This is a genomic window from Mycobacterium sp. 2YAF39 (genome assembly GCF_052114565.1).
Taxonomy (GTDB): Bacteria; Actinomycetota; Actinomycetes; order Mycobacteriales; family Mycobacteriaceae; genus Mycobacterium.
The window spans coordinates 58029-84582 of the sequence record NZ_JBFREZ010000011.1; the positions used below are offsets into that span (position 1 = coordinate 58029).

General features: G+C 65.3%; 26 protein-coding genes. 13 read left to right on the plus strand and 13 right to left on the minus strand.

The window, feature by feature from the left end:
- Positions 1 to 2 precede the first annotated feature (2 nt).
- Genes AB4Z42_RS25055 through AB4Z42_RS25100 form a run of 10 tightly spaced genes read right to left on the minus strand, consistent with a single transcriptional unit; the run spans position 3 to position 11426 of the window.
- Entirely contained in the window at positions 3 to 953 is a 951-nt protein-coding gene (locus AB4Z42_RS25055; RefSeq protein WP_442011934.1) for an acyl-CoA dehydrogenase family protein, read from the minus strand.
- Positions 953 to 2119: an acyl-CoA dehydrogenase family protein gene (locus tag AB4Z42_RS25060; protein ID WP_442011935.1), complete on the minus strand. Its 1167-nt coding sequence runs from the start codon at positions 2117 to 2119 to the stop codon at positions 953 to 955. The genes AB4Z42_RS25055 and AB4Z42_RS25060 overlap by 1 nt, the downstream gene beginning before the upstream one ends.
- The gene (locus tag AB4Z42_RS25065; protein ID WP_442011936.1) at positions 2116 to 3036 is read right to left on the minus strand and encodes a Gfo/Idh/MocA family protein; all 921 of its coding nucleotides are present in this window, start codon (positions 3034 to 3036) and stop codon (positions 2116 to 2118) included. Before AB4Z42_RS25065 ends, AB4Z42_RS25060 begins: the two co-directional genes overlap by 4 nt.
- A complete protein-coding gene (locus AB4Z42_RS25070; protein ID WP_442011937.1) occupies positions 3033 to 3950 on the minus strand; it encodes an acyl-CoA dehydrogenase family protein in 918 nt (305 codons plus the stop codon). Before AB4Z42_RS25070 ends, AB4Z42_RS25065 begins: the two co-directional genes overlap by 4 nt.
- Before the next feature lie 5 nt (positions 3951 to 3955).
- On the minus strand, positions 3956 to 5131 hold the full coding sequence (locus tag AB4Z42_RS25075) for an acyl-CoA dehydrogenase family protein (protein WP_442011938.1): 1176 nt from the start codon (positions 5129 to 5131) through the stop codon (positions 3956 to 3958).
- 3 nt (positions 5132 to 5134) lie between these two features.
- Positions 5135 to 6298, minus strand: coding sequence for a CaiB/BaiF CoA transferase family protein (locus AB4Z42_RS25080; RefSeq protein WP_442011939.1), 1164 nt, complete (start codon positions 6296 to 6298; stop codon positions 5135 to 5137).
- Complete coding sequence (locus AB4Z42_RS25085) at positions 6291 to 7244, minus strand: SDR family NAD(P)-dependent oxidoreductase (RefSeq protein ID WP_442011940.1); 954 nt, start codon at positions 7242 to 7244, stop codon at positions 6291 to 6293. Before AB4Z42_RS25085 ends, AB4Z42_RS25080 begins: the two co-directional genes overlap by 8 nt.
- Positions 7245 to 7304: 60 nt before the next feature.
- The gene (locus AB4Z42_RS25090) at positions 7305 to 9155 is read right to left on the minus strand and encodes a flavin-containing monooxygenase (RefSeq protein ID WP_442011941.1); all 1851 of its coding nucleotides are present in this window, start codon (positions 9153 to 9155) and stop codon (positions 7305 to 7307) included.
- 13 nt (positions 9156 to 9168) lie between these two features.
- Positions 9169 to 10581, minus strand: a complete 1413-nt coding sequence (locus AB4Z42_RS25095) for an aromatic ring-hydroxylating oxygenase subunit alpha (protein ID WP_442011942.1) — start codon at positions 10579 to 10581, stop codon at positions 9169 to 9171.
- Entirely contained in the window at positions 10581 to 11426 is an 846-nt protein-coding gene (locus AB4Z42_RS25100; protein ID WP_442011943.1) for an SDR family NAD(P)-dependent oxidoreductase, read from the minus strand. Before AB4Z42_RS25100 ends, AB4Z42_RS25095 begins: the two co-directional genes overlap by 1 nt.
- A gap of 139 nt (positions 11427 to 11565) precedes the next feature.
- Between AB4Z42_RS25100 and AB4Z42_RS25105 the strand changes: the two genes are divergently transcribed.
- Genes AB4Z42_RS25105 through AB4Z42_RS25130 form a run of 6 tightly spaced genes read left to right on the plus strand, consistent with a single transcriptional unit; the run spans position 11566 to position 18385 of the window.
- Complete coding sequence (locus AB4Z42_RS25105; RefSeq protein WP_442011944.1) at positions 11566 to 13164, plus strand: SMP-30/gluconolactonase/LRE family protein; 1599 nt, start codon at positions 11566 to 11568, stop codon at positions 13162 to 13164.
- On the plus strand, positions 13161 to 13907 hold the full coding sequence (locus AB4Z42_RS25110) for a GntR family transcriptional regulator (RefSeq protein WP_442011945.1): 747 nt from the start codon (positions 13161 to 13163) through the stop codon (positions 13905 to 13907). Before AB4Z42_RS25105 ends, AB4Z42_RS25110 begins: the two co-directional genes overlap by 4 nt.
- On the plus strand, positions 13904 to 15451 hold the full coding sequence (locus tag AB4Z42_RS25115) for an AMP-binding protein (protein ID WP_442011946.1): 1548 nt from the start codon (positions 13904 to 13906) through the stop codon (positions 15449 to 15451). The genes AB4Z42_RS25110 and AB4Z42_RS25115 overlap by 4 nt, the downstream gene beginning before the upstream one ends.
- A gap of 1 nt (position 15452) precedes the next feature.
- Positions 15453 to 16223, plus strand: a complete 771-nt coding sequence (locus AB4Z42_RS25120) for an SDR family NAD(P)-dependent oxidoreductase (protein ID WP_442011947.1) — start codon at positions 15453 to 15455, stop codon at positions 16221 to 16223.
- 28 nt (positions 16224 to 16251) lie between these two features.
- Positions 16252 to 17715 carry an acyl-CoA synthetase gene (locus AB4Z42_RS25125; protein ID WP_442011948.1) on the plus strand — a complete coding sequence of 488 codons (1464 nt, stop codon included), beginning with the start codon at positions 16252 to 16254 and terminating at the stop codon, positions 17713 to 17715.
- A 4-nt stretch (positions 17716 to 17719) separates the two neighbouring features.
- Positions 17720 to 18385, plus strand: a complete 666-nt coding sequence (locus AB4Z42_RS25130) for an SDR family oxidoreductase (protein WP_442011949.1) — start codon at positions 17720 to 17722, stop codon at positions 18383 to 18385.
- Here AB4Z42_RS25130 and AB4Z42_RS25135 read toward each other — a convergent pair.
- The 3 genes from AB4Z42_RS25135 to AB4Z42_RS25145 are packed head-to-tail and all read right to left on the minus strand — an operon-like array spanning position 18378 to position 21067.
- Complete coding sequence (locus AB4Z42_RS25135) at positions 18378 to 19196, minus strand: mycofactocin-coupled SDR family oxidoreductase (RefSeq protein WP_442011950.1); 819 nt, start codon at positions 19194 to 19196, stop codon at positions 18378 to 18380. The two genes, AB4Z42_RS25130 and AB4Z42_RS25135, sit on opposite strands and share 8 nt — an antisense overlap.
- A complete protein-coding gene (locus AB4Z42_RS25140; protein ID WP_442011951.1) occupies positions 19193 to 20266 on the minus strand; it encodes an NAD(P)H-dependent amine dehydrogenase family protein in 1074 nt (357 codons plus the stop codon). The genes AB4Z42_RS25135 and AB4Z42_RS25140 overlap by 4 nt, the downstream gene beginning before the upstream one ends.
- A 12-nt stretch (positions 20267 to 20278) precedes the next feature.
- On the minus strand, positions 20279 to 21067 hold the full coding sequence (locus AB4Z42_RS25145; protein WP_442011952.1) for an SDR family NAD(P)-dependent oxidoreductase: 789 nt from the start codon (positions 21065 to 21067) through the stop codon (positions 20279 to 20281).
- Positions 21068 to 21168: 101 nt separating this feature from the next.
- On the opposite strand from AB4Z42_RS25145, the gene AB4Z42_RS25150 reads away from it, so the two are divergent.
- The 7 genes from AB4Z42_RS25150 (at position 21169) to AB4Z42_RS25180 (ending at position 26553) form a co-directional block, all read left to right on the plus strand.
- Positions 21169 to 21771 (plus strand): TetR family transcriptional regulator, encoded by a 603-nt coding sequence (locus AB4Z42_RS25150; protein ID WP_442011953.1) that lies wholly within the window; start codon positions 21169 to 21171, stop codon positions 21769 to 21771.
- A 124-nt stretch (positions 21772 to 21895) separates the two neighbouring features.
- On the plus strand, positions 21896 to 22543 hold the full coding sequence (locus tag AB4Z42_RS25155; protein WP_442012022.1) for a hypothetical protein: 648 nt from the start codon (positions 21896 to 21898) through the stop codon (positions 22541 to 22543).
- Positions 22544 to 22605: 62 nt separating this feature from the next.
- Positions 22606 to 23211 (plus strand): TetR/AcrR family transcriptional regulator, encoded by a 606-nt coding sequence (locus AB4Z42_RS25160; protein WP_442011954.1) that lies wholly within the window; start codon positions 22606 to 22608, stop codon positions 23209 to 23211.
- 113 nt (positions 23212 to 23324) lie between these two features.
- Complete coding sequence (locus AB4Z42_RS25165) at positions 23325 to 24857, plus strand: nitric oxide reductase activation protein NorD (protein ID WP_442011955.1); 1533 nt, start codon at positions 23325 to 23327, stop codon at positions 24855 to 24857.
- Positions 24858 to 24879: 22 nt separating this feature from the next.
- Positions 24880 to 25683 (plus strand): CbbQ/NirQ/NorQ/GpvN family protein, encoded by an 804-nt coding sequence (locus tag AB4Z42_RS25170; RefSeq protein WP_442011956.1) that lies wholly within the window; start codon positions 24880 to 24882, stop codon positions 25681 to 25683.
- Positions 25684 to 25699: 16 nt separating this feature from the next.
- Positions 25700 to 25828, plus strand: coding sequence for a hypothetical protein (locus AB4Z42_RS25175; protein WP_442011957.1), 129 nt, complete (start codon positions 25700 to 25702; stop codon positions 25826 to 25828).
- Positions 25825 to 26553, plus strand: coding sequence for a hypothetical protein (locus AB4Z42_RS25180; RefSeq protein ID WP_442011958.1), 729 nt, complete (start codon positions 25825 to 25827; stop codon positions 26551 to 26553). Before AB4Z42_RS25175 ends, AB4Z42_RS25180 begins: the two co-directional genes overlap by 4 nt.
- Position 26554 lies beyond the last annotated feature (1 nt).

The window sequence follows — 26554 nt, forward strand, 5'->3', positions numbered from 1 at the left end:
CCTTATAAATAGCGTTGAGCTAGGTATTTGCGATGCGCTGCGGGCGAGCCGAAGAGCGAACGATTGAGAGCGGCGCGCTTGAGATACACGTGGATGCCGCTCTCCCACGTATAGCCGATGCCGCCGTGCAGCTGCATGGCCTTCCCCGCGATGTCGACGGCCGATGCGCACGCGTGTGACTTCGCCATGGCCGCGGCCACATCGGCATCCGGTTGATCCTCGGCGATGGCCTGCACTGCGGCACCGACGAGTTGCCGAGACACGGAGATGCTGACGAGCATGTCGGCACACGCGTGCTTGACCGCCTGGAACGAGCCGATGGGTCTGCCGAACTGCTCGCGCACCTTCGCGTAGCCGACGGTCGCGGACAGCATCGCCTCCGATACGCCCAGGCTGTCGCACGCGATCGCGACTGCCGCGCGGTCCCGCAGCCGGCGCACCGCGGCCGCGGGGTCCCCGTCGAAGGCCAGCAGATCTGACGTGCCGTCAGTCGCGACGGTGGCCAGCCTGCGCGTCTCGTCCAGCACCGGCGTTGGGGTAACCGTCGGGGTGGTGTCGGCGACCCCGTCGTCGGTGAGGACGAGAACACGGTCGGCACCCTCGGCGTCCGGCACGAAATCCGAATCCACCGCGACGGCGAGCCGCACCGCACCCGATGCCACATCCGTGAGCAGCCGGTCACGGGTTGCGCTGGGCTGCAATGCCTTCAGGGTGCCGACGGCCAGCACAGCACTGCCCAGGTAGCTGTTGACGCTGGCGGCGCGGCCCATCTCCTGGCAGAGCACCGCCGATTCGGCGAATGTAGCTCCCGCACCGCCGAACTGCTCGGGCACTTCCAGGCCGACCCATCCGGCGTCGACGAGCACCGGCCAGTCCACGGCGCGGTCCTTGGCCAGCAGATCGCCGGCGACCGAGCGCAGCTCGTCGTGGAACTCGGAATAGTCGGGGGCCATCACACGGCACTCGGTTCCCGCGGCAGGCCCAACCCGCGCTCGCCGATGATGGTGCGCTGGATCTCGCTCGCCCCACCGGGGATGGTCCACTCCCACGAGCCGATGAAGTCCAGCATCCAGGCGCCCGACTCCCAGCCGCTCGACATGGGTTTGGCCAACTCGGTGTGGGCGGCCAGTCCCCCGATCTCGGCGCCGAAGTCGGTCATCCTCTGCAGCAGTTCGCTGTAATACAGCTTGACGATGGATGCGTCGGCGGGCCCCGCAGTCCCCGACTCGTTCTCCTCGACCACTTTTCGGCATATGCCGCGCAGTCCGGCGATCTCGGTTTCGAACTGCGCGAGGCGGTCGGCGACGATCGGATCGCCGACCGGGCAGCTCTGCAGCAGCCACTTGAAACCCGCATTGCCCAGACGCTCGGCGAGCTCCAGCATCGTCATACCACGTTCGGCCCCCAGCGTCGCCTGGGCGACCTGCCAGCCCGCGTTCTCGTCGCCGACGAGATTCGCCGCGGGAATCGTGACGTCATTGAGGAACACCTCGCAGAAGTGTGAATCCCCGATCGCGTTGCGGATCGGCCGCACCTCGACACCGGGTGTCGTCATGTCCAGCAGGAAGTACGAAATGCCCTTGCGCTTGGGGGCATCGGGGTCGGTACGGGCAAGCAACAGGCACCAGTCGGCGTGCATCCCGCCGCTGGCCCACAACTTCTGACCGTTGACGATGAAGGTGTCACCGTCACGGCGCGCCGTCGTGCGCAGGCTCGCGAGGTCAGATCCGGCCTCGGGTTCGGAGAAGCCCTGCACCCAGATCTCACCGTCGAGGATCGCGGGAAGGTGACGCGCACGTTGTTCTTCGGTACCCGCGACCAGCAGCGTCGACGCGGCGTGATGGATGCCGACGAACGCCAGCACCAGCCGGGGCGCATCGTGCGCGGCCAGCTCCTGGTACAGCACGACCTGCTCGGCGACCGACATACCGCCACCCCACTCGTGTGGCCAGTGCGGGACGGCGTAACCGGCGCTATGCAGCGTGGCGAACCACGCCTTCTGGAATGAGGCGAATTCGTCTTCGCTTGCACCCGTTTGGGTTTCGCGCCAGTCGGATGGGATGTTCTCGGTGCACCACTTCCGCACCCGGGCCCGGAAGTCGTCGATGTCGTCGCTCATACGGCCTTGGCCCTCAGCAGGTCCATGGTGCGGGCGACGGCGACACCGTCATCGAACGAGGGAATGATCTGGGTTCCGGTCTGTATCGCCTCGGCCACCTTGCCCAGGAAGGTCGACAACGCGGGCGGCGGCGCCTTGCGCGGTGGCGCGGGGAACTCGATCGTTTCGGGTTCCTCCCCTGGCTTTCGCACGATGAGCTTCGTATCGCCGATCAGCTCGATCGAGCCCGCGCTACCCATCAGGGTGGCCCGCGGTGTGGCAGGAACGGCAGCCGCGAATGCGGTGTCATGTACTGCGGTGCAGCCGTTTTCCATCACGAAGAACGCCGAGTACGCGTCTTCGGCCGTCGCATCCGGCGGCGATCCCTCGATCCGGGTGACAGCGCCGCAGTCAGCCACCGTGCTGTCGAACAGCCACTGGGTGAAGTCGATCAGGTGTGACCCGTACGCCCCGATCCACCCGCCACCGAGCTCGCGGTCGTTGATCCAGCCGTACTTCCGCCCGCGCAGCCCGCTGCCGAAGAACGTCCAGTTCAAATGCGTGGGTGTGCCGATCGTCCCGGCGAGCGTCAGCTCCTTGAGCCGCGACCACGACTCGTTGAAGCGAAACTCGAAATTCAGGAAGTGCAGGATGCCGGCGTCACGCGCGCGGTCGCGCATCGCCTCGGCTTCGGCGGCGTTTCGACCGAACGGCTTGTCGCACAACACCGCACGACCATGGTCGATCGCGGCTGTCACATGGTCGACGTGCATGAACGGCGGCGAGTGCACGGAGACCAGGTCGACGTCGGACGCGATTGCCTTCTGCACCGCGGAGTCATCCCGCGGGCTGATGACCTCCACGTCGAATCCCAGGCTTTCGTATGCGGGCGCGGCGGCGTGCTTGCCGAACCCTGTGCCGATGACCGCGACCCTCATGCGAACAGTCCCGTCAGACCGCTGCCACCGACACGGCGGGTCAGCTCGTCGCGGGTGGCCGACAGGCCCAGCGGCAGGCGACGCAGGGGTTGGCTGTAGCGCGACAGCCACGACAACGTGGTCTCGTCGCAGAACCCGACCGCACCGTGCAGCTGGTGGCACACTCGGAAGACCACCTCGGCCGCCTCGATCGCCGACATCCGCAGCGCCAGCGCATCGTTGAGCGCCTCCGAGTTACCCGAGCCGATACTCCACAGCGCGTATTTGGCCAGGATGTCCAGCCCACTGCGCTCGACCTCGGCATCGGTCAGCTGGAACTGCACACCCTGGAACGACGACAACGTCTGGCCGAACTGCTTGCGCAGACCGATGTGCGAGATGGTGAGCTCGATCGCGCGGTCCAGCATGCCCAGCAGCGTCCAGCACGGCAGCGCGAGACCCAGCGCCACATCGTTGGCGCCCGCATCGTCGAGCGCGGACAGCTCGAGTTCGGCGACGAACGCGGGACCGGCGGCGCCAAGTCCGGTCACCTTCGACCGTGCGCCCTCCATCGTCACGGTGACCCAACGGGATTCGAGACCTGCGAGCGCACCCGCCGGTCGTGCACCCGCGATGACGATCAGACCGTCGACGTCGAGGTCACCAGGAGCCGCCAGCCGTTCGGCGACCGGATACGGTAGCGCCCAATACCCAGCACTGCGGCACAGCGCCGCAGCCGCCTCGAGACCGTCGGTGTCGTTGCGGGGGTCGAGTTCCCACGCACCGAGTCCGGCGAGCGCAGGCCCGGCCAGCGACTCCCTGGTCTCGGGTTTGGCTTCGGCATCCTGCACGAGCTGATCGCCACCTGCGGCTTCGAACGCCCGAAGCGCCTGACGGCCAAACTCTTTGGCGTCCTCGGACAAATCCAGGATCATCCCGCTCATTTCGCGCCCGCCAGCAAGCTGCGCGACAGCAGGATGCGCTGCATCTCGATACTTCCAGAGGACACGGTGGAGGCCTGCGAGTACTTCCAGTGGTCCTCGACCTCGCCGAGGAACCATGCCGCACGCGGGTCGTCGTGCGAGACCTCCGCGGCGATGTCCATCAGCACCTCGGCACTGTCCTGGTCCAGCTTGGTGACCGCGATACGATATGCCGCTGCGTCGCCCGGTTGGATACGTCCGCTGCTCTGCAACTCGACGATGCGGTATGCCAGCAGACGGGCCCGGCGGCAGTGCGTCAGCATGCGCACCCATCGGCCGCGCAACTCTGCGGACAGCTCGTCCCAGCGCTCGCCGATAACGGTGGGCGCCGCCGCGAGCAGGCGTTCGCACCGGGCATAGCGGGCGATGCCCACCCGCTCGAACGACATCACGTCCTGCACGATCGACCAGCCCGCATCGACGGTGCCGAGCACATCGGCCTCGGTGACTCGCAGGTCGTCGAAGAACACCTCGTTGAGGTGGTGCGGACCCATCATGCAGCGAATCGGCCGGACCTGAATCGCGGGATCGTCCATCGGAACCAGGAAGATCGTCAGGCCCTCTTGTTTTTTCCGGGCTGCGCCCTCTCCTACCTTCGAGGTGCGGGCGAGCAGGAAGCACCATTGGGCCATGGTCGCGTAGGACGTCCAGATCTTCTGACCGCTGACCAGCCAGCTGTCCGAACCGTCGGCGGCACGCCGCGCGAAGGTTCGCAGCGATGCGAGGTCCGACCCCGCCTCGGGTTCGGAGAAGCCCTGACACCAGATCACCTCGCCGCGGGCGATCGGCGGCAAGTGTCGGCGCTGCTGCTCTTCTGTGCCGTGCCGCATGATGATCGGCCCGACCCAGTTGACCCCCATGTACTGGGCGCCGCGCGGCTCGTGATGCGCCCACATCTCCTCGCGCACCACCGTCTGCTCCCACACCGACGCGTCACCGCCGCCGAACTCCTCCGGCCAGGACAGGCACAGCAGGTTGCGCTCGGCCAGCAGCCGGCAGAAGGCCTGAGCCGTCTCCAGGTCGGCGGGGTCGTCGGTGAACGCGCCCAGAAAGTGTTCGGGCACATTGCTGTTCACCAGCTCGCGCAGCTCCGCCCGCAGCGAATCCGCCTTCTGCCCCATCGTGAAATCCATGGCCTATTCCGATCCCGTCGTTTCACAGTCGGTGAGCCCGAGTTCCTTCAGTACGTCGTCGGTGTCTTCGCCCAGCCGCGGCGCGGGGCCGGTGACCCGTCCGGGTGTTCGCGAAAACCAGGTCGGCACACCGGGAAACCGCACCGGACCGTGTTGCGTCTCGACCGTCTCGAAGAGGCCGACGGCTTTGAGATGCGGGTTGTCGAACAACGCATCGGGTGTGTTGAGCGGAGCGGCCGGGATTTCGAGCTCGCGGAACAGCACAAGCCATTCGTCGGTGGTGCGTTCCTTCAACGTCTCGGCCAGCAGACCGTAGACCGCGTCGATGTCGCCTGCACGCAATTCGAGGGTCGCGTACTTGTCGCTGTTCCAGGCCGGCTGCACCGCGTTGATGAACGCGTTCCAGTGCTTGTCGTTGTAGATCAACGCGGAGATGTAGCCGTCGCTGGTCCGATACGGCCTGCGATTGGGCGCCACCGTGCGTGGGTAGACCGCCGGTCCGAGCGGGGGGTCGAACATGGCGCCGTTGGCATGCTCGACCAGCATGAAGGATGCCATGGTCTCGAACATGGCGACCTCGACCTCCTGTCCCTCCCCCGTGCGCTCGCGGTGGTAAAGGGCCATGGTCGTCGCATATAGGGCGGTCAGGCCCGCGACCTTATCGGCCATGATGGTGCCGACGTAGTCCGCCTGACCTGTCAGTTGTTGCTGCAGGGCCGGTATTCCGCACTCCGCCTGGATCGTGTCGTCGTAGGCGGGCCGGTCCCGGTCAGGGCCGCGGTGACCGTATCCGTAGCAGTTCGTGTAGACGATCGACGGGTTGATCGCGGCGACGTCGTCGTAGCCGAACCCCAGCTTGACGATCGCCTTCGACCGCATCGAGTGGATGAACACGTCGGCGCGTTCGATGAGCGCACGCAGCGCCGTCTTGCCCGCGTCGGTCTGCAGGTCCAGGACGACCCCACGCTTGCCGCGGTTCACGTTGACGAACACCCCGCTCATGCCCGATTCCGGACCGACCGAGATGAATCGCGTGTTATCGCCCTGCGGGGGTTCGATTTTGATGATCTCGGCGCCCATGTCCGCCATGATCTGTGTGCAGTACGGCCCCATCACCATCGCGGTCAGGTCGACCACTCGCACACCCGTCAGGGGCCCGCTACGCATGGTTCGCCTCCTCGGACTCGCGCGCAGCCATCGCGAAGCTGTAGCGGATATGGTCGCCGTGCCCGTCGGGCACCGCGGGGAAGACCAACGGTTGCGTGTCGTCGCGGATCGCGTCAATGTGTTCGCCGACGTCTTCGATCGACCACGAGGGCCGGTACACCCCAGGGGTTTCCGCCATCACCGCGGTGGCGACGCGACCGGCCAGGGCGATCAGGATCTCTGCGGTGATCGAACAGTTCTCGTGCGCCAGCCATGCGACCGCGGGGGCCACCAGATCCGCTCCCATCGGCGGATAGGCCGACGTGTCGATGCCCTCGGCCATCCTCGTGACGGCGGCAGGGACGATGACGTTGCTTTTCACGCCGTGCGCCGCGCCTTCCATCGCCGCGACGTTGGAAAGCCCGATCACGCCCGCCTTCGCGACGGCATAGTTGGCGACGTCGTAGTTGCCGTAGAGCCCGCCGATCGACGACGTCAGCACGATGCGCCCGTAACCGGCGTCGCACATCACCGGAAATGACGGTCGCACAACGTGAAACGCGCCGCGCAGATGCACATCGAGGACGGCCTCGAAGTCCTCGTAGGACATCTCCCGCAGCGGCGCGCGCCGGACGTTCCCAGCGTTGTGGATGAGAATGTCGATGCGGCCGAACCTGTCCAGCGCGGTGTCGATGATCGCCTTGCCGCCGTCGGGGCTGGCCACCGAGTCGACGCTGGCGACCGCTTCTCCACCCGCGGCGGTGATCTCGCGCACCACGTCGTCGGCGGGACTAGCGTCCGCTCCGGGAGGTGAGTGGGAGGTGTCACCGCCGGTGAGGCTTCCGCCGGAATCGTTGACCACGACCTTTGCGCCCTGCGACGCCAGCAGCAGTGCGTACGAGCGGCCAAGACCCCTGCCGCCGCCGGTGACGACCGCCACGCGGCCGTCAAACCTCAGGTCATCCATCTAAACCTCCGATTTGTGTGCGATCGGGAGCGCTCACCGCTCCTCAACGCACACAAATCGCTAGTTTCTGAGTTCGAGGCCATCGAGGTCACCTTTGTCGCGCCACTCGGCGATCAACTCGTCGAAGGCGTAGAAACCGGGCGAATAGAAGTCGCCGAGAAACGCGCCGTTCTTGACGGCTCCGCCCTTGCCTTCGTTGTTGTAATAGCCGGGTGTGCAGGACAGTTCGAATGCCGAGTTGTCGATTGCGACCTCGCGGACCGTCTGCACCCAGGCGTCCTGCGCCTCCTGGCTGGGCTCGACCGTGGTGGCTCCCCGGTTCTGCGCCTCCGCGATGATGAACGCGATGTGCTTGGCCTGCTGTTCGAACATCGCCGTCGTGTTGGCCGAGACGCCACCCTGGATGAAGCCCATGAAGAACTGGTTGGGGAATCCGCGACTGGTCATTCCGTGCAGGGTCTTGTAATCGTCCTGCCAGTAGTCGAAGAGGGAGAGGCCGTCACGTCCGACTATGCGGTCGATGGCGTAGCGGCGGCTGATCTCGGTCGAGATCTCGAAGCCACTGGCGAAGATCACGCAATCGACCTCGTATTCGACTCCGTCGGCCACGATTCCGTTCTCCGTCAGCCGCTGAACGCCCTTGGACGCGGACACGTCGACGAGCGTGACGTTGGGCCGGTTGAAGGTGGCGAGGTACTGCTCACTGGACGTCGGTCGCTTACACATGAACCGGTAGTAGGGCTTGAGCGTCTCCGCAGTGTCGGGGTCGTCGACGATCTCGTCGACGTGACGACGCAGCCGCTCCATGATCTTGTAGTCTTCTTCTTCTCGGAAGGCCATGATCTGCTCGATGGTCACCGCCGCGGGATCATCGCTGCCGGCAATGCGTGCGGTGAGGTTGCGGCCGAGCTCAGTCCAGAAGTCGCACACCAGATCCGGTTCGCCGAACACCACCCCGACGAACGGCGACCAGTTGTGGAAGTTGCGCTTGCGCTCTTCCTGCCAGCCCGGCTGCAGCGAGGCGGCCCATTCGGCGTCGGTCGAGGGATTGGTGCGCGAATCCACCGATGACGGTGTCCGCTGGAAGACGAAGAGCTGCTTGGCATCACGGCCGAGGTGCGGTACCAGCTGAATTCCGGTGGCCCCTGTGCCGACGAGTGCGACGCGCTTGTCCGCCAACTTGTCCAGGCCGCCGTCGGCGTCGCCGCCGGTGTAGTCGTAGTCCCAGCGCGCCGAGTGGAACACGTGGCCGGCGAAGTCCTTGATACCGGGGATTCCGGGCAGTTTGGGCCGGTTGTACGAGCCTTGTGCCATGACGACGAACCGGGCCCGGATGTCGTCGCCACGGTCGGTGCTGATCTGCCAGCGCTGAGTCGAGTCTTCCCAACGCAATTCGCGAACCTGGGTGGAGAACAGCGCGCCGTCGTACAGGCCGAAGTGCTTACCGATGTTGCGGCAGTGCTGGAAGATCTCGGCGCCGTCGGCGAACTTCTTCGACGGCATGAAGTCCAGCTCTTCGAGCAGCGGGATGTAGCAGTAAGCGTCGTTGTCGCACTGGATTCCGGGGAATCGGTTCCAGTACCACACCCCGCCGAAGTCGCCGGCCATCTCGATGACGCGGATACCGTCGACGCCGGCCTTCTTGAGATACGCGCCCGCCAGCAGTCCGGCGAAGCCACCGCCGAGAATGACGACGTCGGCGTCTTCGACGATCGGTTCGCGCTCGGTCACCGTCGTGTAGGGATCAACCTCATAGAAATCGGCGAAATCGCCTTCGAGTTCCAGATATTGCGAACCGCCCTCGGGCCGCAGACGCTTGGCGCGTTCGGCGGCGTACTTCTCCCGGATTGCGGGGATGTCGATGTCGGTCGGCGTATCAGTTGGCCCGCAGGTGTTCTCGGTGGTCGTCAAGGTCGCTGTTCTCCTAGAGTTCGCGTGGTTCGCCGGTGCCCATGTACTTGGACAGTTGGTGGTGCAGGTTCACGGTGCTGCGCTCGCGGTACGGGTTGGGCTTGGTGCCGGGGAAGCCTGCCGACTTCATGCCCTGCTGGACAGCCGCCATGTTCGAGAAGTCCTGAGGCAGCACGGAGAGCCAGTTCGGGGAATCCTTCGGCTCGTAGGCCCATTCGGTCTGGGGCTCTTGACCTTTGGGGTAGAGCTCGTAGACCGCCACCTCGAAGATGCACTTGTCGGGGTTGTAGCTCGGATCGGGCCTGGCGGAGTAGCACAGCGCGCTCGTCAGGCCCTGCCCCACCTGGAAGTTCGGGAAGATCTGCCAGGCGGTGCCGCTCTGGCCGAGGATGTCGGGCGGGATCGTCGGCCAGACCACCCCGCGCGCTTCGTCGTCGCGGCGCGCGGAGGCCAGCCAATGCTGCAGCACCTCGTCGGCAGGCGTGCCCTCGGGCAGTTCGTCGACCAGCCGCTTGGCCGCGTTGACGAGCGTATTGGTGGTGGTCGCGTTGGTCTCTTCCATGGTGTAGACCTGCATCTCGGCCGTCGAGATCCGCGGATCACCGGTGCCGAGGCGGATTTTGGACTTGGTCTCGTCCATCCCCTTCGGCGCGTCGTAGCCGATGTTGCTGTGCTTGCCCTGCGCCTTGGCCCAGCCCTTGAACTCGCCGAATTTGTTGAACTCCGGGTGCGTGGTGAACACGTGGTAGGTCTCGTTGAAGGCCTCCATCGCGACCTTCCAGTTGCAGTCGAAGTACAGCCATTTGCGCCACTTGTAGCGCATGTTCTCCAGACCGAACGGGTCGAGGATCTTCGACGCGGGAAAGAGGTAGTCGACCAGCGGTTCGCAGTCGGGATCCATGTTGATGAACAGCCAGCCACCCCAGGTGTCGACCTGGACCGGAACGAGGTGGGTGTTGTCCGGTGTCAGCGCACCCTTCCAGTCGTCCTGTTCGCGGATGTGGGTGCAGGCGCCGTCCAAACCGTATGTCCAGCCGTGGAATCCGCATACGAAGGACTTTCGTGCCCGGCCGACGGCGTTCTTGGCGCCCACAGGATTGTCGACCAGTTTCCGGCCGCGGTGCATGCACACGTTGTGGTGAGCCGTGAATTCGTCGGGTCCGGTCCGCACCACGATGATCGAGTCGTCGAGGATGTCGTACGTCAGGTAGCTGCCGACCTCGGGGATCTCCTCGACGCGGCCGACCTGTTGCCATACCTTGCGCCACAGCCTGTCTCGTTCGGCGCGGGCGTACTCGTGGGAGATGTATGCCTCGACGCCGATGGTCGTCGGCGACGACAGGTCTTCAGGGATCTCGCCCGTCGAGTCGTCCGGTGCTGCGTCGACCTCGATCGTGGCGTCGAGATCGGATTCGGTGTGCGTCACTAGGTCCTCCTAATGGCTTCTCGGAAGGAAGCGTCGGCGAGAAAGAGCGAGGTGTTGTCGGCGCCGAGGTGGGTCCACTTGAGGTTGAGGCCGCCGTCCACCAGCAGGGTCTGGCCGGTGATGTAGCTCGAGAGGTCCGAAAGCAGGAACAGGATCGCGCCCGCCTGTTCCTCGGGGGTGCCGCGACGGCCCATCGCGATGGCGGTGCGGTCGCGGTCGGGATCGTCGTCGACGTACGTACGTGACGCGGCCGTCGCTGTCACACCGGGCGCGACGGCGTTCACGCGGATGTTGTCCAGTGCGAGTTCGGCGGCCATCGTCCGCGTCATCGCCACCACCGCCGCCTTCGCGGTGCCGTAGGCGATGTGGAACGGCGCGGTGTTCATCCCGCTGATCGAAGACACTGAGACGATCGACCCCTTCAGGGCCTGGCTGCGGAGTTCCCGACTCACCGCCTGGCTCATGAAGAACGCGGTTTCGAGGTTCGCGGCGAACAGCGCCCGCCAGTCCTCGCGCGTCACCCGGGTCGCGGGCATCCACGTCGACGGCGCCGCCCCGCCCGCGATGTTCACCAATCCGTACAGCGCACCATCGGTCCGGCGCACCTGGTCCATGACGGCGGCGATGCCCTCGTCGGTGGACGCGTCGGCCGCGACGGGCACAACCGGCAACCCCTGCTTGGCCAGGGGCGCGATGTGTTCGTCGAGGTTCTCCTTCGACCGGCTCACCGCGACCACGGTGGCGCCCGCCTGCGCCGCCATCCGCGTGATCGTCGTGCCGATGCCGCCACCACCCGCGCCGGACACCACGACGATGCGGCCGTCGAGCTTCAGAAGGTCGTCCATAGTCATTTGTCCGGACAACATATGGTGCTCTGCATATTGCAGAACACTATTCCGCAGCGGTTATCGCCTCGTCAAGGCCAGGCAGGCTGGCGCTTCACACTATTGTCTGGACTAGGCGGGCTTGATAGCGTCCGGGGTCATGACTGTTCCCGCGACGGCACCCTCCCGGTATATCGCGACCAACCCGACCACCGCCGACGGTTGGCGGCTCGAGCGGCTCACGACACCGAGCCGCCTGTTCGGGGCGAACGGGCTGCGGACCGGTCCCGACGGACGCGTGTACGTCGCGCAGGTGACCGGCAGCCAGATCAGTGCCCTGGATCTGGCTGACGGCGGTGTCGAGGCGGTCAGTCCCAAGGGGAGCGACATCATCGCGCCCGACGACGTCGCCTTCGACACGAACGGCCACCTGTACGCGACCGAGGTGATGGACGGGCGGGTGAGCGTGCGCGACGCCGGCGGTGCGGCCCGCGTGCTTCGCGACGACCTGCCATGCGCGAACGGCATCACCGTCTTCCAGGACCGGTTGTTCATCAACGAATGCCGCGACGGCGGACGGCTGATGGAGCTCGACCGGGCGACCGGCGCCTCGCGCATCCTGCTGGAGGATCTGCCATCACCGAACGCGATGGAGGTCGGGCCCGACGGGATGCTGTACTACCCGTTGATGACCGCCAACGAGATCTGGCGCATCAGCCCCGAAGGCGGTGCGCCGCAACGGGTGACGGGCGATCTCGGCGTACCCGATGCACTGAAGTTCGATCAAAAGGGCAACATCGTGTCCACGCAGGTGGCCAGCGGTCAGGTCTTGCGCATCGATCCGCGCACCGGCGACAAGACGCTGTTGGCACAGCTGCAGCCCGGCCTGGACAACCTGACCTTCGTCGGTGACCGGCTCTTCGTCTCCAACTTCACCGGCGAGATCACCGAGGTCCTTGCCGGAGGTCAAACGCGCACGGCGCTGGCCGGCGGATTGAACTGGCCGCTGGACCTGGTCGTCGGCGACGACGGCCGGCTCTACGTCGCCGACGGCACCTACTTCTACGCGGTCGGCGACGACGGCTCGCTGGAGACCGTCGGAATGCTGTTCACACCGGGGTATCCCGGCTTTCTGCGCGGGCTGGCTCCTGCGGGCGGAGGGGCATTCGTGGTCGCGACGTCGGGCGGCCAAATCGGCCGCTACCGTCCGCGCGACGGCGAAACCGACTACCTCGCAGACGGCTTCGACCAGCTCTACGGCGTCGCCATCGGTCCCGGCGACACCATCGTGTTCGCCGAGCTGGGCACCGGAAGCGTGCACGCGCTGCGGTCGGGCAACGTCGAACTCCTCGCGTCCGGACTTGCCGATCCGGTCGGTGTCGCGTTCGGGCCCGACGGGGTGCCGCTGGTGGCGGAGTCCGGTGCCGGCCGTGTCGTGCGGCTGGCCGGTTCGACCGAGACGGTCGTCGACGGATTGCAGCGGCCGCAGGGTATCCACGTCGCCGACGGTCAGCTGTACATCGTCGACGCGGGAGCGAAAGAGGTCGTCGCGGTCGAGCTGGCCAGCGGTGAGCGCCACACCGTCGCCGCGGGCCTGCCGGTCGGACCTCCGCCCGGTGTCGATCCCAAGCCGCTCAAGGGAATGCCGCCGTTCTCCGGACCTCAGGGACCCTTCGCAGGCATCACCGCGGGTCCCGACGGCACCCTGTATGTGTCCGCCGACGGCGACGGCAGCGTTCTGGCATTGCGACGCACATGACGGTCACGCCGGCAGACCACCGGTACCTGCAGGTCGCGCGAACCCTTCGCAAGGAGATCGTCGACGGGGTGTACCCCGTCGGCTCCCAACTGCCGACGGAACAACAACTGTGCGAGCGGTTCGAGGTCAGCCGCTACACCGTTCGCGAGGCATTGCGACGGCTTCGTGACGACAACCTCGTCGCATCCCGGCCACGCGCAGGCACGCTGGTGGTGCCGCGTCCCGAGGCGAACAGCTATGCCCAGGACGTGATGTCGATCAACGATCTACTCGCATTCGCCTCTGGAGCGCAGCTCACGATCGAGAGCAACGCGACGGTGGTCGTCGACGAAAACCTCGCCGAGCGCACCGGCCTCGGTGTGGGAACCGAATGGCTCGCCGTCCGCGGCCACCGCGCGGACGGTACCGCCGCGCCGGTCTGCACGACGGAGTACTACATCAACCGCGCATTCGCCGCGGTCGGCCGTCTGCTGCAACGACATTCGGGGCCCATCTTCCCGCTGATCGAGGACCTGTTCGGGGTCAGCATCGTCGAAGTGCGTCAGGAGATCTCCGCGATCGCGGTGTCACCCGAATTGGCGGCCGCGCTCCAGGTCGAGATCGGCACCGCAGCGCTGGAGATGCAGCGCACGTACATGACGTCCGACGGTGAGGTCGCACAGGTCACCGTCAACACCCACCCGTCATCGCGATACCGGCATTCGATGACCATGCGCCGAGTCAAGGGGCAGGCCGGACAGTGAGGGTCGACGAACGGCACGCCGCCGAGGCCTACCGGTCCGGGCTGTGGGTGCGTGAGACGCTCGCCGACTCACTGCGCGACGCCGCAAGGGCGACACCAGGCCGAACGGTTTTGGTGGACGGCGATGTTCGGATCGACTGCAAGGACTTGCACGGGCAGGCGACCGCTCTGGCCCAGACCTTGTTGGCGCGGATGCCCGCGGGCAGCGTGGTGTCCTTCATGCTGCCCAACTGGCATGAAGCCGCCGTCATCTACCTCGGCGCGACCCTGGCGGGCATGGTCGTGAACCCGATCCTGCCGTCGCTACGGGACCGTGAACTCGCCTTCATCCTGTCCGACGCCGACAGTCGCGCGATCTTCGTGCCGTCGACCTTCGGCAATCACGACTACGGCGCCATGCTGGATCGGGTGACGGCGCAGATGCCTTCGCCGCCGGACGTCATCGTGGTCCGCGGTGACGGTCACACGCCGTATGCGTCGCTGTTCGACGGCGGCGCCGCAGCGGTGCTACCGGTGCTGAATCCAGATGCGGTGCGCATGATCCTCTACACGTCCGGTACGACGGGACGTCCGAAGGGCGTTCTGCACACTCACAATTCGATCCACGCGCTGATCCGTCAGATAGGAAAGCACTGGCTGGTGACCGAGGGCGACACGTTCCTCGTGCCATCCCCGATCGCGCACATCGGTGGATCGATCTATGCGTTCGAATGCCCCCTGCTGTTGGGTACCGCCGCGGTGCTGATGGACCGTTGGGACCCGGACCGCGCGGTCTCGCTGATGCTCAGCCAACGCTGCACGCATATGGCGGGAGCCACACCGTTTCTCGTCGGGCTGCTCGACGCCGCCGAGCGGGCAGGCACAACGCTGCCCGATCTCAAGGTGTTCATCTGCGGCGGAGCCTCGGTGCCACCGTCGCTGATCCGCAGGGCGGCTGGCTATTTCGACAAGGCCGCGGTATCCCGGGTGTACGGATCGACCGAGGTGCCCGTCACGACGGTGGGTTCTCTCGACGATGTAAATCATGCTGCGGACACCGACGGTCGGGGCGGCATCGCCGACATCCAGCTTGTCGACGGTGAGATCCGCGCGCGGGGCCCGCAGATGCTCGTCGGCTATCTCCACACCGAGGACGAAACCGCGTCGTTCGACGACGAGGGATACTTCCGCACCGGCGATCTCGCCCGATGGGTCGACGACGACTACGTGGTGGTCACCGGCCGAGCGAAGGACATCATCATCCGCAACGGTGAGAACATCTCGCCCAAGGAAGTGGAAGACCTTCTGATCGGGCATGCGGGCATCGCGGAGATCGCGGTGGTCGGGCTTCCCGACGAGCGCACCGGCGAACGGGCATGCGCGGTCATCGTGACGACCGGTCAACGCGCACCCGAACTGGATGGCCTTGCCGAACTTCTGATCGCCGAGGGGCTGGCCAAGTTCAAAATTCCCGAGCAGATCGTCATTTGGGACGCACTGCCGAAGAACGACGCGGGCAAGGTCCTCAAACATCAGATCCGAGCGACGCTAGCGAAGGTGGACTGACATGAAGGTTGCGATCGTCACCGGTGCGAGTAGCGGTATCGGCCACGGGTGCGCGACAAAGCTCGCCGAGCAGGGGATGGCGGTCCTCGGGACGGGCCGCGACGAAGCCAGGCTCGCGGAGCTCAAGAGCTGCGACCCGGACCATATCGAGACCCTCGCCGTCGACCTCACCGCCGACGATGGACCACGCCGGATCGTCGATGCGGCGATCGAACGCTGGGGTCGCATCGACTTCCTGATCAACAACGCGGGAGTGGGCAGCCCCAAGCCGCTGCACGAGACCGACGACGAATCACTGGACTATTTCCTGGGTTTGATGCTGCGCGCGCCGTTCCGGTTGGCACGGGAGGCGGTCGTGCACATGCAGTCCGGCTCGGCGATCATCAACATCACGTCGACGTTCGCGATCGTGGGTGGGTTGCGCGGCGGCGCGTACTCGGCGGCCAAGGGCGGTTTGACATCCCTGACCAGACACATCGCCGCGCAGTATGGGCCGCAGGGTATCCGCTGCAACGCCGTCGCCCCCGGGGTGACGCTGACGCCGATGGTGGCGACGCGCCTCGAAGACCCGAGGTTCCGCAAGATCAACACCGAGATGACGCCGTATCCGCGACTGGGCGAGGTCGACGACATCGCGAGCACCGTCGCGTTCTTGTGCAGCGACGGGGCAGGCTTCATCAACGGGCAGGAGATCGCCGTCGACGGGGGCTGGACGTCCACCAAGTACCTCTCGGACTTCGCGCTCAACGCCGATTGGATCGAGCGGCAGTGATGAGCGCTTGCGGGAAGAGCGAAGAATCGTGAACCTGTTCGGCCTCCTGGATCAGACCGCCGACCGCTTCGGCGAGCGCGGCGCGGTGTTCTGTGGCGAACGCCAACTGCATACGTGGGACGGACTGCGCGACCGTGCGCTGCGACTCGCGGCCACGCTCGGTGCGCCGGGCACCCGCATCGCCGTTGCCAGCGAGAACCGCCCCGAGATCGTCGAGCTGATGTTCGCGACCTGGGCCGCCGAATGCGTGGTCGTGCCGATCAACTTCAAACTTCATCCGCGCGAGATGGTGCAGATCCTCGACGACGCCGGCGTCGCGCTGGTCTTCGCATCATCCAAGATCGGTGCGCAGCTGACGTCCCTCACCGACGTGCCCGTCGAAACCGTTGATTCACAGGAGTATTCGGCCCGCCTGGCGGGCGCTGCGGCAAATCGGCCACGTGTCACCGATCCGGCGACGCTGGCGTGGCTGTTCTACACCAGCGGGACGACCGGGCGCTCGAAGGGTGCGATGCTCACGCACCGCAATCTGATGGCGATGACGGTGTCGCACCTCGCCGACTTCGACGCGCCTGATCAGAATTGCAGCCTGATCCACGGGGCGCCGATGTCACACGGATCGGGGCTGTACATCCCGCCCTATGTGTTGCGCGGTGCACGGCAGGTGATTCCCGAGTCGGCAGCGTTCGAACCGGATGAGTTCCTGGACTTGTGCGAGCACCATCCCGGCTGCAGCGCGTTTCTCGCGCCGACGATGGTGCAGCGGCTGGTGCAGACGAAGCGTCCTTGCCCGACCGATCTCCGCACGATCGTCTACGGCGGCGGTCCGATGTACGTCGACAGCCTCAAGAAGGCGATGGCGGCGTTCGGGCCGGTCTTCGTGCAGCTCTACGGTCAGGGCGAGGCGCCAATGACGATCACGGGTCTGCGCCGTGCCGACCACATCGGTGCCGACGACGCGATCCTAGGCTCGGTCGGCTACGCCCGCTCGGGCGTTGACGTCGCAGTGCTGCGCGACGACGGCACACCGGCCGTCCCGGGTGAGATCGGCGAGATCGTCTGTCGCGGAGACGTTGTCATGGTGGGCTACTGGAACAATCCGGACGCCACCGGCAAGACACTGCAGGACGGCTGGCTGCGCACCGGCGATATGGGGTCGTTCGACGAGCGGGGCTTTCTCACCCTGCGGGACCGTTCCAAGGACGTCGTGATCAGCGGCGGGAGCAACATCTATCCGCGCGAGGTCGAGGAGATCCTGCTCGAGCATCCTGGTGTCGAGGAGGCAGGCGTGGTCGGGGCGCCGGACGACGAGTGGGGCGAGGTCGTCGTCGCATTCATCGTCGGCTCGGCGTCGCCCGGCGAGTTGGACACACACCTGCTCGAGCGGATCGCACGCTTCAAACGGCCCAAGCGCTACGAGTACATCGACGAGTTGCCGAAGAACAGCTACGGCAAGGTCCTCAAGCGGGAGTTGCGCGAGCGACTAGCGTAGGGGGATGCGCGTCGTCATCGCCGGTGGGCACGGCAAGATCGCCCTCGTCCTCGAACGTCTGCTGTCCCAGCGCGGCGACACGGCCGTCGGGCTGATCCGAAACCCCGACCATGCCGCCGACCTGGAAGCGGTCGGCGCCCAACCGGTGGTCGTCGACCTGGAATCGGCCACCCCCGCCGATATCGCGACGCACCTGCAGGACGCCGACGCAGTGGTGTTCGCAGCCGGAGCGGGACCGGGCAGCGGAGCAGAGCGCAAGCAGACGGTCGACTGCGACGGCGCCATTCTGCTCGCCGACGCGGCCGAGGCCGCGGGTGTGCGGCGGTACGTGCTGATCTCCGCGATCGGCGCCGACGTCGAAGCACCCGACGACATCGGCGATCCGGTCTTCGTGGCATACCTGCGCGCGAAAGGCGCTGCCGACGAAGCGATCCGGGCGCGCAAGGCACTCGACGCCACCGTCGTGCGTCCCGGGCATCTCACGGACGACCCAGGGACGGGTCGAGTGGAACTGTCAGACGAGACCGGCCGAGGTGACATTCCCCGCGAGGATGTCGCCGCGGTACTGGTCGCGGTGCTCGACACCCCGGCTACCACAGGTCACACGTTCGAAGTGATCTCGGGTGACACCCCGATCGATGAGGCCGTCGCCAACGCCACGGCTAGTTGATCGTCACGCCCGCATCGACCTTGAACTGCAGTCCGGTGACGAATCGCGACTCGTCGGAGATCAAATACAGCACCGCATGACTCACATCAACCGGATCGACGCATGGTGTGGGCATCGCGTTGATGAACAGAGGTACCAAGTCCGCCCGTTCGCCGCCGAGGGCGTTGCCAAGAGAGACCGGAAGCATCCCGGTGGGTGCACCCGTCGGCAGCACGGTGTTGACTCTGATGCTCTGTGCGGCAAGCTCGTTGGCTAGCGACAGGGTCAATCCGATCACTCCGTGCTTGGCCGCCGAATAGGGCACCTGGAGCGGAAATCCTGCGACAGCGCCTGCCGAGCTGATAGTCACCAAGCTGCCGCCGCCCTGCTTCAGGATGTGCGGTATCGCCGCCGCACACGTGTTCCAAACCCCGATGAGGTTGACGTCGACAACCGTGCGCCAGTGCTCGCCGGTCGTCTCGTGCCATTGCCCGCCGGTAAGGACACCGGCGTTGGCGACCGCTCCGTCCAACCCTCCCAATTCTGCGACGCCGTCGTCGACCGCCGACTTCAGACCTACCTCGTCGCGGACATCGACGACGCGGCCCACACATCGGCGGCCGAGGTCAGTGACCAGCCGGACCGTCTCCGCGAGATCCTCTTCGGTCGCCAGGGGATATTCGATCTCGGGAAGAGACCGGCACAGGTCGACGAGGATGAGGTCTGCGCCCTCCTCGGCCAGTCTCACCGCGTGGCTGCGGCCCAAACCGCGCGCGGCGCCGGTGATCAGGACCCGCTTGCCGGCGACCCGTCCGGCGGGAGATGCGCTCACCACATCAAGCCGCGGATGACCTCTGCCTGCGGAATATCCTCGATCGCAATCAATCCCGCAGGGGCGGCGCAGACCCAGTCGATCACGTTGACGACGCGGGCCGCGGTGGAGACGCACCCGGCCTCAGTCACGTCGAGGACCGGATCGGATACGTGGGTGTTGAGTTCGACGCGAGGTTCGCCCTCGACCACCACGCGGTGAACACCGGGCTTGCCATCGGGTGGGTACTCCCAATCCGGCGCGGAAACGGCGGTGAGTCTGGTGATGTGCTCCATCGTGATCACCGGCACTCCGTTGTGCACACCCTCGACCGCGAACCGCACGGCGGCCATGCCACCGGGCTCTACCGTGCACATCTTGCACTCGATCTTCTTGTCGGTGTACCAGGGCTCGATCCGCTGCCGCACCTCGTCGAGCTCGATGCCCAGTTGGTCGGCGAGGTTGCGGACCGGTCCACCCCACATCGTGGTCAGCACGCCGGGCAGGAAGAACATCGGTTGTTCCTCATCGGCGGTCAGGCCGAAACCCATTGACTTGCCGGTGAACTCGAAGTCATCGTAGTTCGCGTAGTCGAAGATCTCCTGAACAAGGATGGACTCAGCGCGGGTGACCAGGCTCAGCGCGGTGTGCACCTCCGTGTCGCCCGAGTAGCCCGGGTCGATCCCGTTCACATACAACGACGAGTTGCCCTCAGCGCAGGCCTTGTCCAGCGGCCCCCGCAGCCAGTCATCGGCCTGGCTCGGTGTCACCAGCCACACCATCGACGAGCCCACGACGTTGATGCCTGCGGCCAGCAGCTTCGACAGTTGCTCGATGGCCTCCATCGGCCGCGTCTCGGCCTGTGCGGTGTAGACGACGCAATCGGGCTTCAGCGCGATCAGCGCGTCGACGTCATCGGTCGCGATGATGCCCGTCGGCTCGGTCAACCCGCACAGTTCCGCGGCATCCCGTCCGACCTTGTTGGGACTCGCGGCATGCACCCCCACCAGCTCGAGATCGGGCCGCCCGATGATGGCCTTCAGTGAATGTTGTCCGACGTTGCCGGTGGAGAACTGCACCACTCTTCGCATCTCGGTCCTCGCTCAGTAGTCGGGGATGGGCAGCGGTGAGTTGTTGGAATCGATGCCGCCGTCCACATGGAAGATAGCGTTCGTGGCGTAGCAGTCACGCGTGGACAGGTAAACACACAACCGCCCGAGGTCCGCGACGTCGCCGAGACGGTGCAGGGGCGTGGTCTCCTCCATTTTCTCCCGCGATCCCGGCATCATGTCCAGACTGCCCTGCAGTCCGTCGGTGGCGAAGGACCCCAGCGCGATGGCGTTGACGCGGATCTTCGGTGCGAGCTCCTGCGCCATGGCCCGCGTGAGGGCCTCGAGTCCGCCCTTCGCGACGCAGTAGGCCGTCAGCGCACGGATGCCGAAACGGGCCGATCCCGACGAGATGTTCACGATGTTGCCGTGGCCGGCCTCGATCATGTGGGGCGCGACGAGCTGACTCATGATGAACGCCGAAGTCACGCACCAGTCGAACGTGTGCTTGAAGTCCTCGTCGGTGATGTCCAGGAACCGGGCGTACGACGAGCCGCCGACATTGTTGATGAGGATGTCGATGCGGCCGAACCGCTCCATCGCCGTCGATACGACGCGTTCACCGTCGGGCCGGCTGATGGCGTCGGCGACAATCGCCAGTCCCTTGCCGCCGGCCTTCTCGATTCCCTCGATCGTTCCCACGATGTCGGACTCGGTTCGCGCGGTGCCGACAACGGTCGCACCCGCCTCGGCAAGGACCCTCGCGATGCCCTGGCCGACGCCCTTTCCGGCGCCTGTCACGATCGCCACCTGTCCGTCGAGATTGAACTGCTCCAGCGCCATACCGGTCCTCTCCGTCGAGTGCTGATCATCTAACGGCCTTAATTGACTGAAGTCAATCGAGCGGGGGGCACTTTGTCGCCTGCAGACGGTAGAGTCGGTGTATGACAGTGGTAGACAAGCCGTCCGCGCGGGAGACCAAGCGTTTGCAGACCCGCGAACGCCTGATGGGAGCGGCGATCGCCGAGTTCAAACGCGCGGGTATGGCCGACGCCGATGTCGGCGCGATCGTCGCCGCCGCGGGCGTCGCACACGGCACCTTCTTCTTCCACTTCCCCACCAAGGAGCACGTGCTGCTCGAGCTGGAGCAGCGCGAGGAACAGCGGATCGCCAAGCAGCTCGCGCGCTCCACCGGGGCGAAGCACGACCTGCCCGCCACACTCACCGAGGCGGTCCGTCTCGTCATGGGACTGGAACGACGGCTCGGTGCCGTCTTGTTCAAAGACTTTCTTGCGCTGCACTTCTCACAGACCCGGCCACCATCGGACGAGAGCCATCAGCATCCGGTGATCGTGGAAGTGGCCCAGGAGATCGAGCAGGCGCAGAAGCGCGGTGATGTCGACCCCGGGGTGACCCCGATGAACAGCGCGGTGTTCTTCCTGCTGGGGCTGTACGCGCTGCTGACGACGACACACGATTGGCCCGGCCAGACCGCCATGATCGAGGACTACGTGACGAGGACACTTCGCAGCATCGCTCCGAAGTAGCCGATTGACTACTTCAGTTGATTGACTATAGTCAGTCTCCATGAATTTGCCCACGTTGAATCTGGGCCGTAAACGCGATGCCGTTGCGCCGGCGAAACTGTCAGGCAGCGGCCTGGACGAGCACATGGAACGCTCGCGGCTGGCCCAGCGGCAGGCCGACAAGTGGCTCATCTCCGGCAGTATCCTCATCGGCACAGCGGCCCTCGGCATCTTCGGCCTCCCGCTCTTCCTGCGGGGAGTGTGGCTATTGCGCAAGGCACAGCGCGAAGGCCTCAGCGTCCGGCCGATGCTGGTGACACTGATCGGCTATCTCGTCATCATCGATGCCGCCATCAACACCGTCGGATGGGCACTCGATCTGGTGGCCAATCACACGATTCTCGCCCGAATCCTGTTGAACGGCTGGGGTGCAATGTTCGATGCCGGTTATTTCTGGCACTACAACGAGCTGTGGATCGGCGGTGCCGCGGGCCCTGGTGAGAAAGCCATGGAAGTCGGAATGATTCTCACGGTCTTCACGATGCGGATCGCCGCCGCGATCGGATTCCTCCAAATGAAGCGCTGGGGCCACCAGTGGATGATCATCACCTGCTGGATGGGCGTGCTCATTTGGTGTCTGTACGTCTTCAACATGACCATGTACGCCGACGTACGGTTTGCCGGCGTCGTTCTGCCGGTGGTCGGATGGTGGCTCTACGACATCTTCTACATCACGCCGTTCCTGGCGATTCCCTACTTGCATTCGGTGAACCGCGAGATATTCACCGACTGAATCGAGCACTCAATGACTTAACTCATTGACTCTGGTCAGTAACTGCGCTAAAAAGGCAGACGATGACGTCACAGACCAAGACGACGACGCGCGAGTTGCGCCGTCTTCAGACGCGGGAGCGCGTACTCGGCGCCGCACTCGCCGAGTTCAAGCGCTCAGGAATGAGCGGCGCGGATGTGAACGCGATAGCCGCCGCTGCGGGAGTGGCTCACGGCACCTTCTTCTTCCACTTCCCGAGCAAGGAACACGTGCTCTACGAATTGGAGCACCGCGAAGAAGCTCGCATGGCCGCCGACTTCGAGCGCTTCCTGGAAGGTGCTCACAGTCTTCGTGCGATATTGACCGAGATAGCCGGCATCATCAAGGGCCTCGAGCAGAGCGTGGGTCCAGTCCTCTTCAAGGAGTTACTAGCGCTGCACTTTTCACCGACCCGGCCCCATGCGGACGACTGGACCGATCATCCCGTGATCGTGCTGCTGGTCCGCGAGATCGAGCGAGTCCGTGGCGACGGCTCGGTACATCCTGAGGTGGACGCGTTCTACACCGCGATATTTTTCCTGCTCGGCGTGTACGGCGTGCTGACCACCACTGACGACGCCGACCAGCGCGACACCATGCTCACGAAACTCGTCGACAACGCCGTCCGCGGCATCATCAAGGAGGTCTGACAATGGACTGGATCTGGGAAATCCTGCGCTACGTCGCAGCGTGGGGCGGAACCGGACTCGTCATCTGGTTCTGGTACTGGATGTTCTCGAGCCTCGGCACGTTCTAGGCATCGATGACCGACCTCTCCGACGCGCACGCAATGGCGGTCGAACGCAGTTGCGCCGTGACCGCTGTCGCCCTGAGCGACCAGCGTCGCGAGGGTGTGCGTCTGGTGACCGGTCAGCATCGCGAGTTCAGCCTGAGTTCGAGCCTGGACTTCGTGCATGTCCCGTACCCGTCGATACAACGCGATTGGACGCGCCGAACACTCACTTGTGGCATCGCTCTTCAATGTTCGCCGTCCAAAGACAGGCTCACCGCATTCCGGCTCAACGAGTTGTCGGCGCGCGAACTCCGCGCACTGACCCTCGTCGAAGGCGGTGTCGCTTTGGGCTGGATCGCGTCGCACTGGCCCGGTCTGCTCGATGAAGCCCACCGGGTGCTACCCGGCCTATCGGTGTTGCCTGCCGACATGGACGGCAACGAGATGCTGGACCGCGCAGTTTCGTTGGCGCGTGCCAGCCAGCCGCTGAGTCTTCATCCGCTGCTGGGCAGATTGCCGCTGGCCTATACGGCACCGCAGGGTCTGACCGACAAGCTGCGCCGCAGCTTCGGCAGGTTGCCCTGGACAACGACGCAGAAGCGCCTACCGCGGGCGCACTCCGTCCCCGTCGGCGGCGACGGGGGCGTGCGTAACCCCAATCTGCCGCCGCCGAGCCGGCCGCACGAAAACGACCTCGACATCACGCCCGAGCACCGGCCGGGCATTCCATATCCCGAATGGAACTCCTGGACAAAGAGTTTCATGCCTGACCACGTTGCCGTCCTCGAACGTGCACATGTCAGCCGGACCCGCGAGACCGAAGCGGCATCCGCCGAACTCCGGAAGTGGTTCTCCGAACACACCCATCGCGCGATGCAAGGCCGCCTCGAGGATGGTTCCGACCTGGACGTCGAGCAGTACGTGCGCCACTACATCGACCTCACCACCGGCGAGGCGATCGAGCCGCGCATCTTCCGTGAGCTGTTACCCAGTAGCCGCGACGTCACCACGGCTCTACTGCTGGACGGCAGTTCGTCGTTGGGAGTGCACGGCGGAACGATCTTCAAACTCGAGCTGGCCTGTGCCGATGCGCTGTCCAAGGCGATGTCGCTCGCGCGCGAACGGCACGGCATTTTCGTTTTCACCGGCAACACCCGCCACCGCGTCGAAGTCAGCTGCCTCAAGGACTTCGAGGATCGGCGATTCGTACCCCCGAGCCGGCTGGGCCTGGCCACCGGCGGATACACCAGGCTCGGTGCGCCGTTGCGCCACTTGACGAGTCGACTGTTGGCTCAACCGTCCGAGCGTCGCCTGCTCATCGTGATCGGAGACGGGTTGATATCCGATGAGGGCTACGAGGGCCGCTACGCGTGGGCCGACGCAGCACATGCGGTCGAGGAGGCCAACGACGCGGGTGTCTCCATCTACTACGTCGGCGTCGGACCGACCCGGGTCGACCCGCTGCCCGAGGTATTCGGACCCCGCCGCTCCCAACGTATCCGGCGGGTGGAGGACCTTCCCCGAGTGCTTGCCCACGTCCACCGCCAACTTGTCTCCGCATGACCGAAACACATCCGAGGAAGCGATGACCAACGACACCTATTACTCGAACGACAGCGAAGTCAAGTTGTTCGAACAGGCCTACCATCGACGTCTGCCTGTCATGCTCACCGGCCCGACCGGATGCGGGAAGACGCGCCTGGTGGAGCACATGGGCCTCTTACTCGGCCGGCCCGTGGTCACCATCAGCTGTCACGACGATCTGACCAGTTCGGATCTCGTCGGCCGGTTCATGGTGACCGGCGGTGACGTGGTGTGGACGGACGGCCCCCTCACTCGCGCGGTCAAGTCGGGTGCCATCTGCTACCTGGACGAGGTGGTGGAAGCGCGCCACGATTCGTTGGCCATCCTTCATTCGCTGACCGATCATCGCCGATCCCTCTATCTCGACCGAGCGGGCGAAGTCGTCGAGGCGCCTGAGACATTCATGCTCGTCTGTTCCTACAACCCGGCATACCGCAGTTCTCTCAAAGAGCTCAAGCCGTCCTTCCGCCAGCGGTTCGTCACCCTTCCCATGAGGTATTTACCGGCCGACCGCGAAGCCGAGGTGATTGTCGCCGAGGCGAATGTCGCGCTGCCGTCGGCACAACGCCTCGTCGCCTGCGCCACAGCCATCCGGACCGCAGACGACGCCTTCCACTTCGAGCCACCCTCCACCCGTGTTCTGGTCACCGCCGCGCAGTTGATTGCCGCCGGTGCCACCGAACTGGAAGCCGCCGAGGCCTGCATTCTGGCGCCTCTGTCCACCGACGGTGCGATCACCGACGGACTACGTGAAATCGCGGTGGCCAGCCTGGCCGGCGCCGGTCGCTCGAGCACGCCTCACTAGGAAGGAGCTACCCGATATGGACCAAAAGGAGAGGCAGCGCAAGAAGGCGCTCATCATCCTGCAGATCGTGGTCTACGGCTATCTGGCCTTGATGTTCGGCATCCAGCTCTACATGTCGTTCGCACGGGGGTGGTGGGAGTTGTGAACCTTCCACTGCTGAACCGCATTTCGGGGAACAAGTCGGTCACCCCGCCGGACGGGACCGTCAGCCTCGAGGAACACCACGACGCATCCCGGCTTGCTCAGCGCCGCGCCGACAAGTGGATGATCGTCGGCGCCGCACTGATGGGGATGTGGGCACCCGGGTTGATCGGATTCCCCATCTTCATGCGTGGCGTCTGGCTGCAGCGACAAGCGCTGCGTGCCGGTCTGTCGGTCCGGCCGATGATTGTCACCCTGATCGGCTATCTGGTGCTGATCGACGGGATGCTCAACAGCTTGGGCTGGGCCCTGGACCTCGTCGCCAACCACACGCTGATCAACCGCGTCCTTATGGTCGGCTGGGGTGCCATGTTCGACGGCGGCTATTTCTGGCACTACAACGAATTCTGGGTCGGCGGCGCCGCAGGGCCGGGCGAGAAGTCCATGGTGTTCGGGATGATTCTCACGGTCTTCGCGATGCGATGCGCCGCGGCGATCGGATTCCTGCAAATGAAGCGATGGGGCCACCAGTGGATGATCATCACCTGCTGGATGGGTGTACTGATCTGGTGTGTCTACGTATGGAACATGACGATGTACGCCGACGTGCGCTTCGCCGGGGTCGTGTTCCCTGTCATCGGCTGGTGGCTCTACGACATCTTCTACATCACCCCCTTTCTCGCGATCCCGTATCTACACACGGTAAATCGCGAAATCTTCACCGACTGAA

What these genes read in the sequence shown, in the direction of transcription:
- AB4Z42_RS25165 (WP_442011955.1), top strand. Translation starts at nt 23,325, where the DNA reads ATGACCGACCTCTCCGACGCGCACGCAATGGCGGTCGAACGCAGTTGC.
- AB4Z42_RS25080 (WP_442011939.1), bottom strand. Translation starts at nt 6,298, where the DNA reads ATGCGTAGCGGGCCCCTGACGGGTGTGCGAGTGGTCGACCTGACCGCG.
- AB4Z42_RS25175 (WP_442011957.1), top strand. Translation starts at nt 25,700, where the DNA reads ATGGACCAAAAGGAGAGGCAGCGCAAGAAGGCGCTCATCATCCTGCAG.
- AB4Z42_RS25170 (WP_442011956.1), top strand. Translation starts at nt 24,880, where the DNA reads ATGACCAACGACACCTATTACTCGAACGACAGCGAAGTCAAGTTGTTC.
- AB4Z42_RS25130 (WP_442011949.1), top strand. Translation starts at nt 17,720, where the DNA reads ATGCGCGTCGTCATCGCCGGTGGGCACGGCAAGATCGCCCTCGTCCTC.
- AB4Z42_RS25070 (WP_442011937.1), bottom strand. Translation starts at nt 3,950, where the DNA reads ATGATCCTGGATTTGTCCGAGGACGCCAAAGAGTTTGGCCGTCAGGCG.
- AB4Z42_RS25065 (WP_442011936.1), bottom strand. Translation starts at nt 3,036, where the DNA reads ATGAGGGTCGCGGTCATCGGCACAGGGTTCGGCAAGCACGCCGCCGCG.
- AB4Z42_RS25100 (WP_442011943.1), bottom strand. Translation starts at nt 11,426, where the DNA reads ATGGACGACCTTCTGAAGCTCGACGGCCGCATCGTCGTGGTGTCCGGC.
- AB4Z42_RS25085 (WP_442011940.1), bottom strand. Translation starts at nt 7,244, where the DNA reads ATGGATGACCTGAGGTTTGACGGCCGCGTGGCGGTCGTCACCGGCGGC.
- AB4Z42_RS25145 (WP_442011952.1), bottom strand. Translation starts at nt 21,067, where the DNA reads ATGGCGCTGGAGCAGTTCAATCTCGACGGACAGGTGGCGATCGTGACA.
- AB4Z42_RS25110 (WP_442011945.1), top strand. Translation starts at nt 13,161, where the DNA reads ATGACGGTCACGCCGGCAGACCACCGGTACCTGCAGGTCGCGCGAACC.
- AB4Z42_RS25140 (WP_442011951.1), bottom strand. Translation starts at nt 20,266, where the DNA reads ATGCGAAGAGTGGTGCAGTTCTCCACCGGCAACGTCGGACAACATTCA.
- AB4Z42_RS25160 (WP_442011954.1), top strand. Translation starts at nt 22,606, where the DNA reads ATGACGTCACAGACCAAGACGACGACGCGCGAGTTGCGCCGTCTTCAG.
- AB4Z42_RS25060 (WP_442011935.1), bottom strand. Translation starts at nt 2,119, where the DNA reads ATGAGCGACGACATCGACGACTTCCGGGCCCGGGTGCGGAAGTGGTGC.
- AB4Z42_RS25055 (WP_442011934.1), bottom strand. Translation starts at nt 953, where the DNA reads ATGGCCCCCGACTATTCCGAGTTCCACGACGAGCTGCGCTCGGTCGCC.
- AB4Z42_RS25075 (WP_442011938.1), bottom strand. Translation starts at nt 5,131, where the DNA reads ATGGATTTCACGATGGGGCAGAAGGCGGATTCGCTGCGGGCGGAGCTG.
- AB4Z42_RS25105 (WP_442011944.1), top strand. Translation starts at nt 11,566, where the DNA reads ATGACTGTTCCCGCGACGGCACCCTCCCGGTATATCGCGACCAACCCG.
- AB4Z42_RS25155 (WP_442012022.1), top strand. Translation starts at nt 21,896, where the DNA reads ATGGAACGCTCGCGGCTGGCCCAGCGGCAGGCCGACAAGTGGCTCATC.
- AB4Z42_RS25120 (WP_442011947.1), top strand. Translation starts at nt 15,453, where the DNA reads ATGAAGGTTGCGATCGTCACCGGTGCGAGTAGCGGTATCGGCCACGGG.
- AB4Z42_RS25150 (WP_442011953.1), top strand. Translation starts at nt 21,169, where the DNA reads ATGACAGTGGTAGACAAGCCGTCCGCGCGGGAGACCAAGCGTTTGCAG.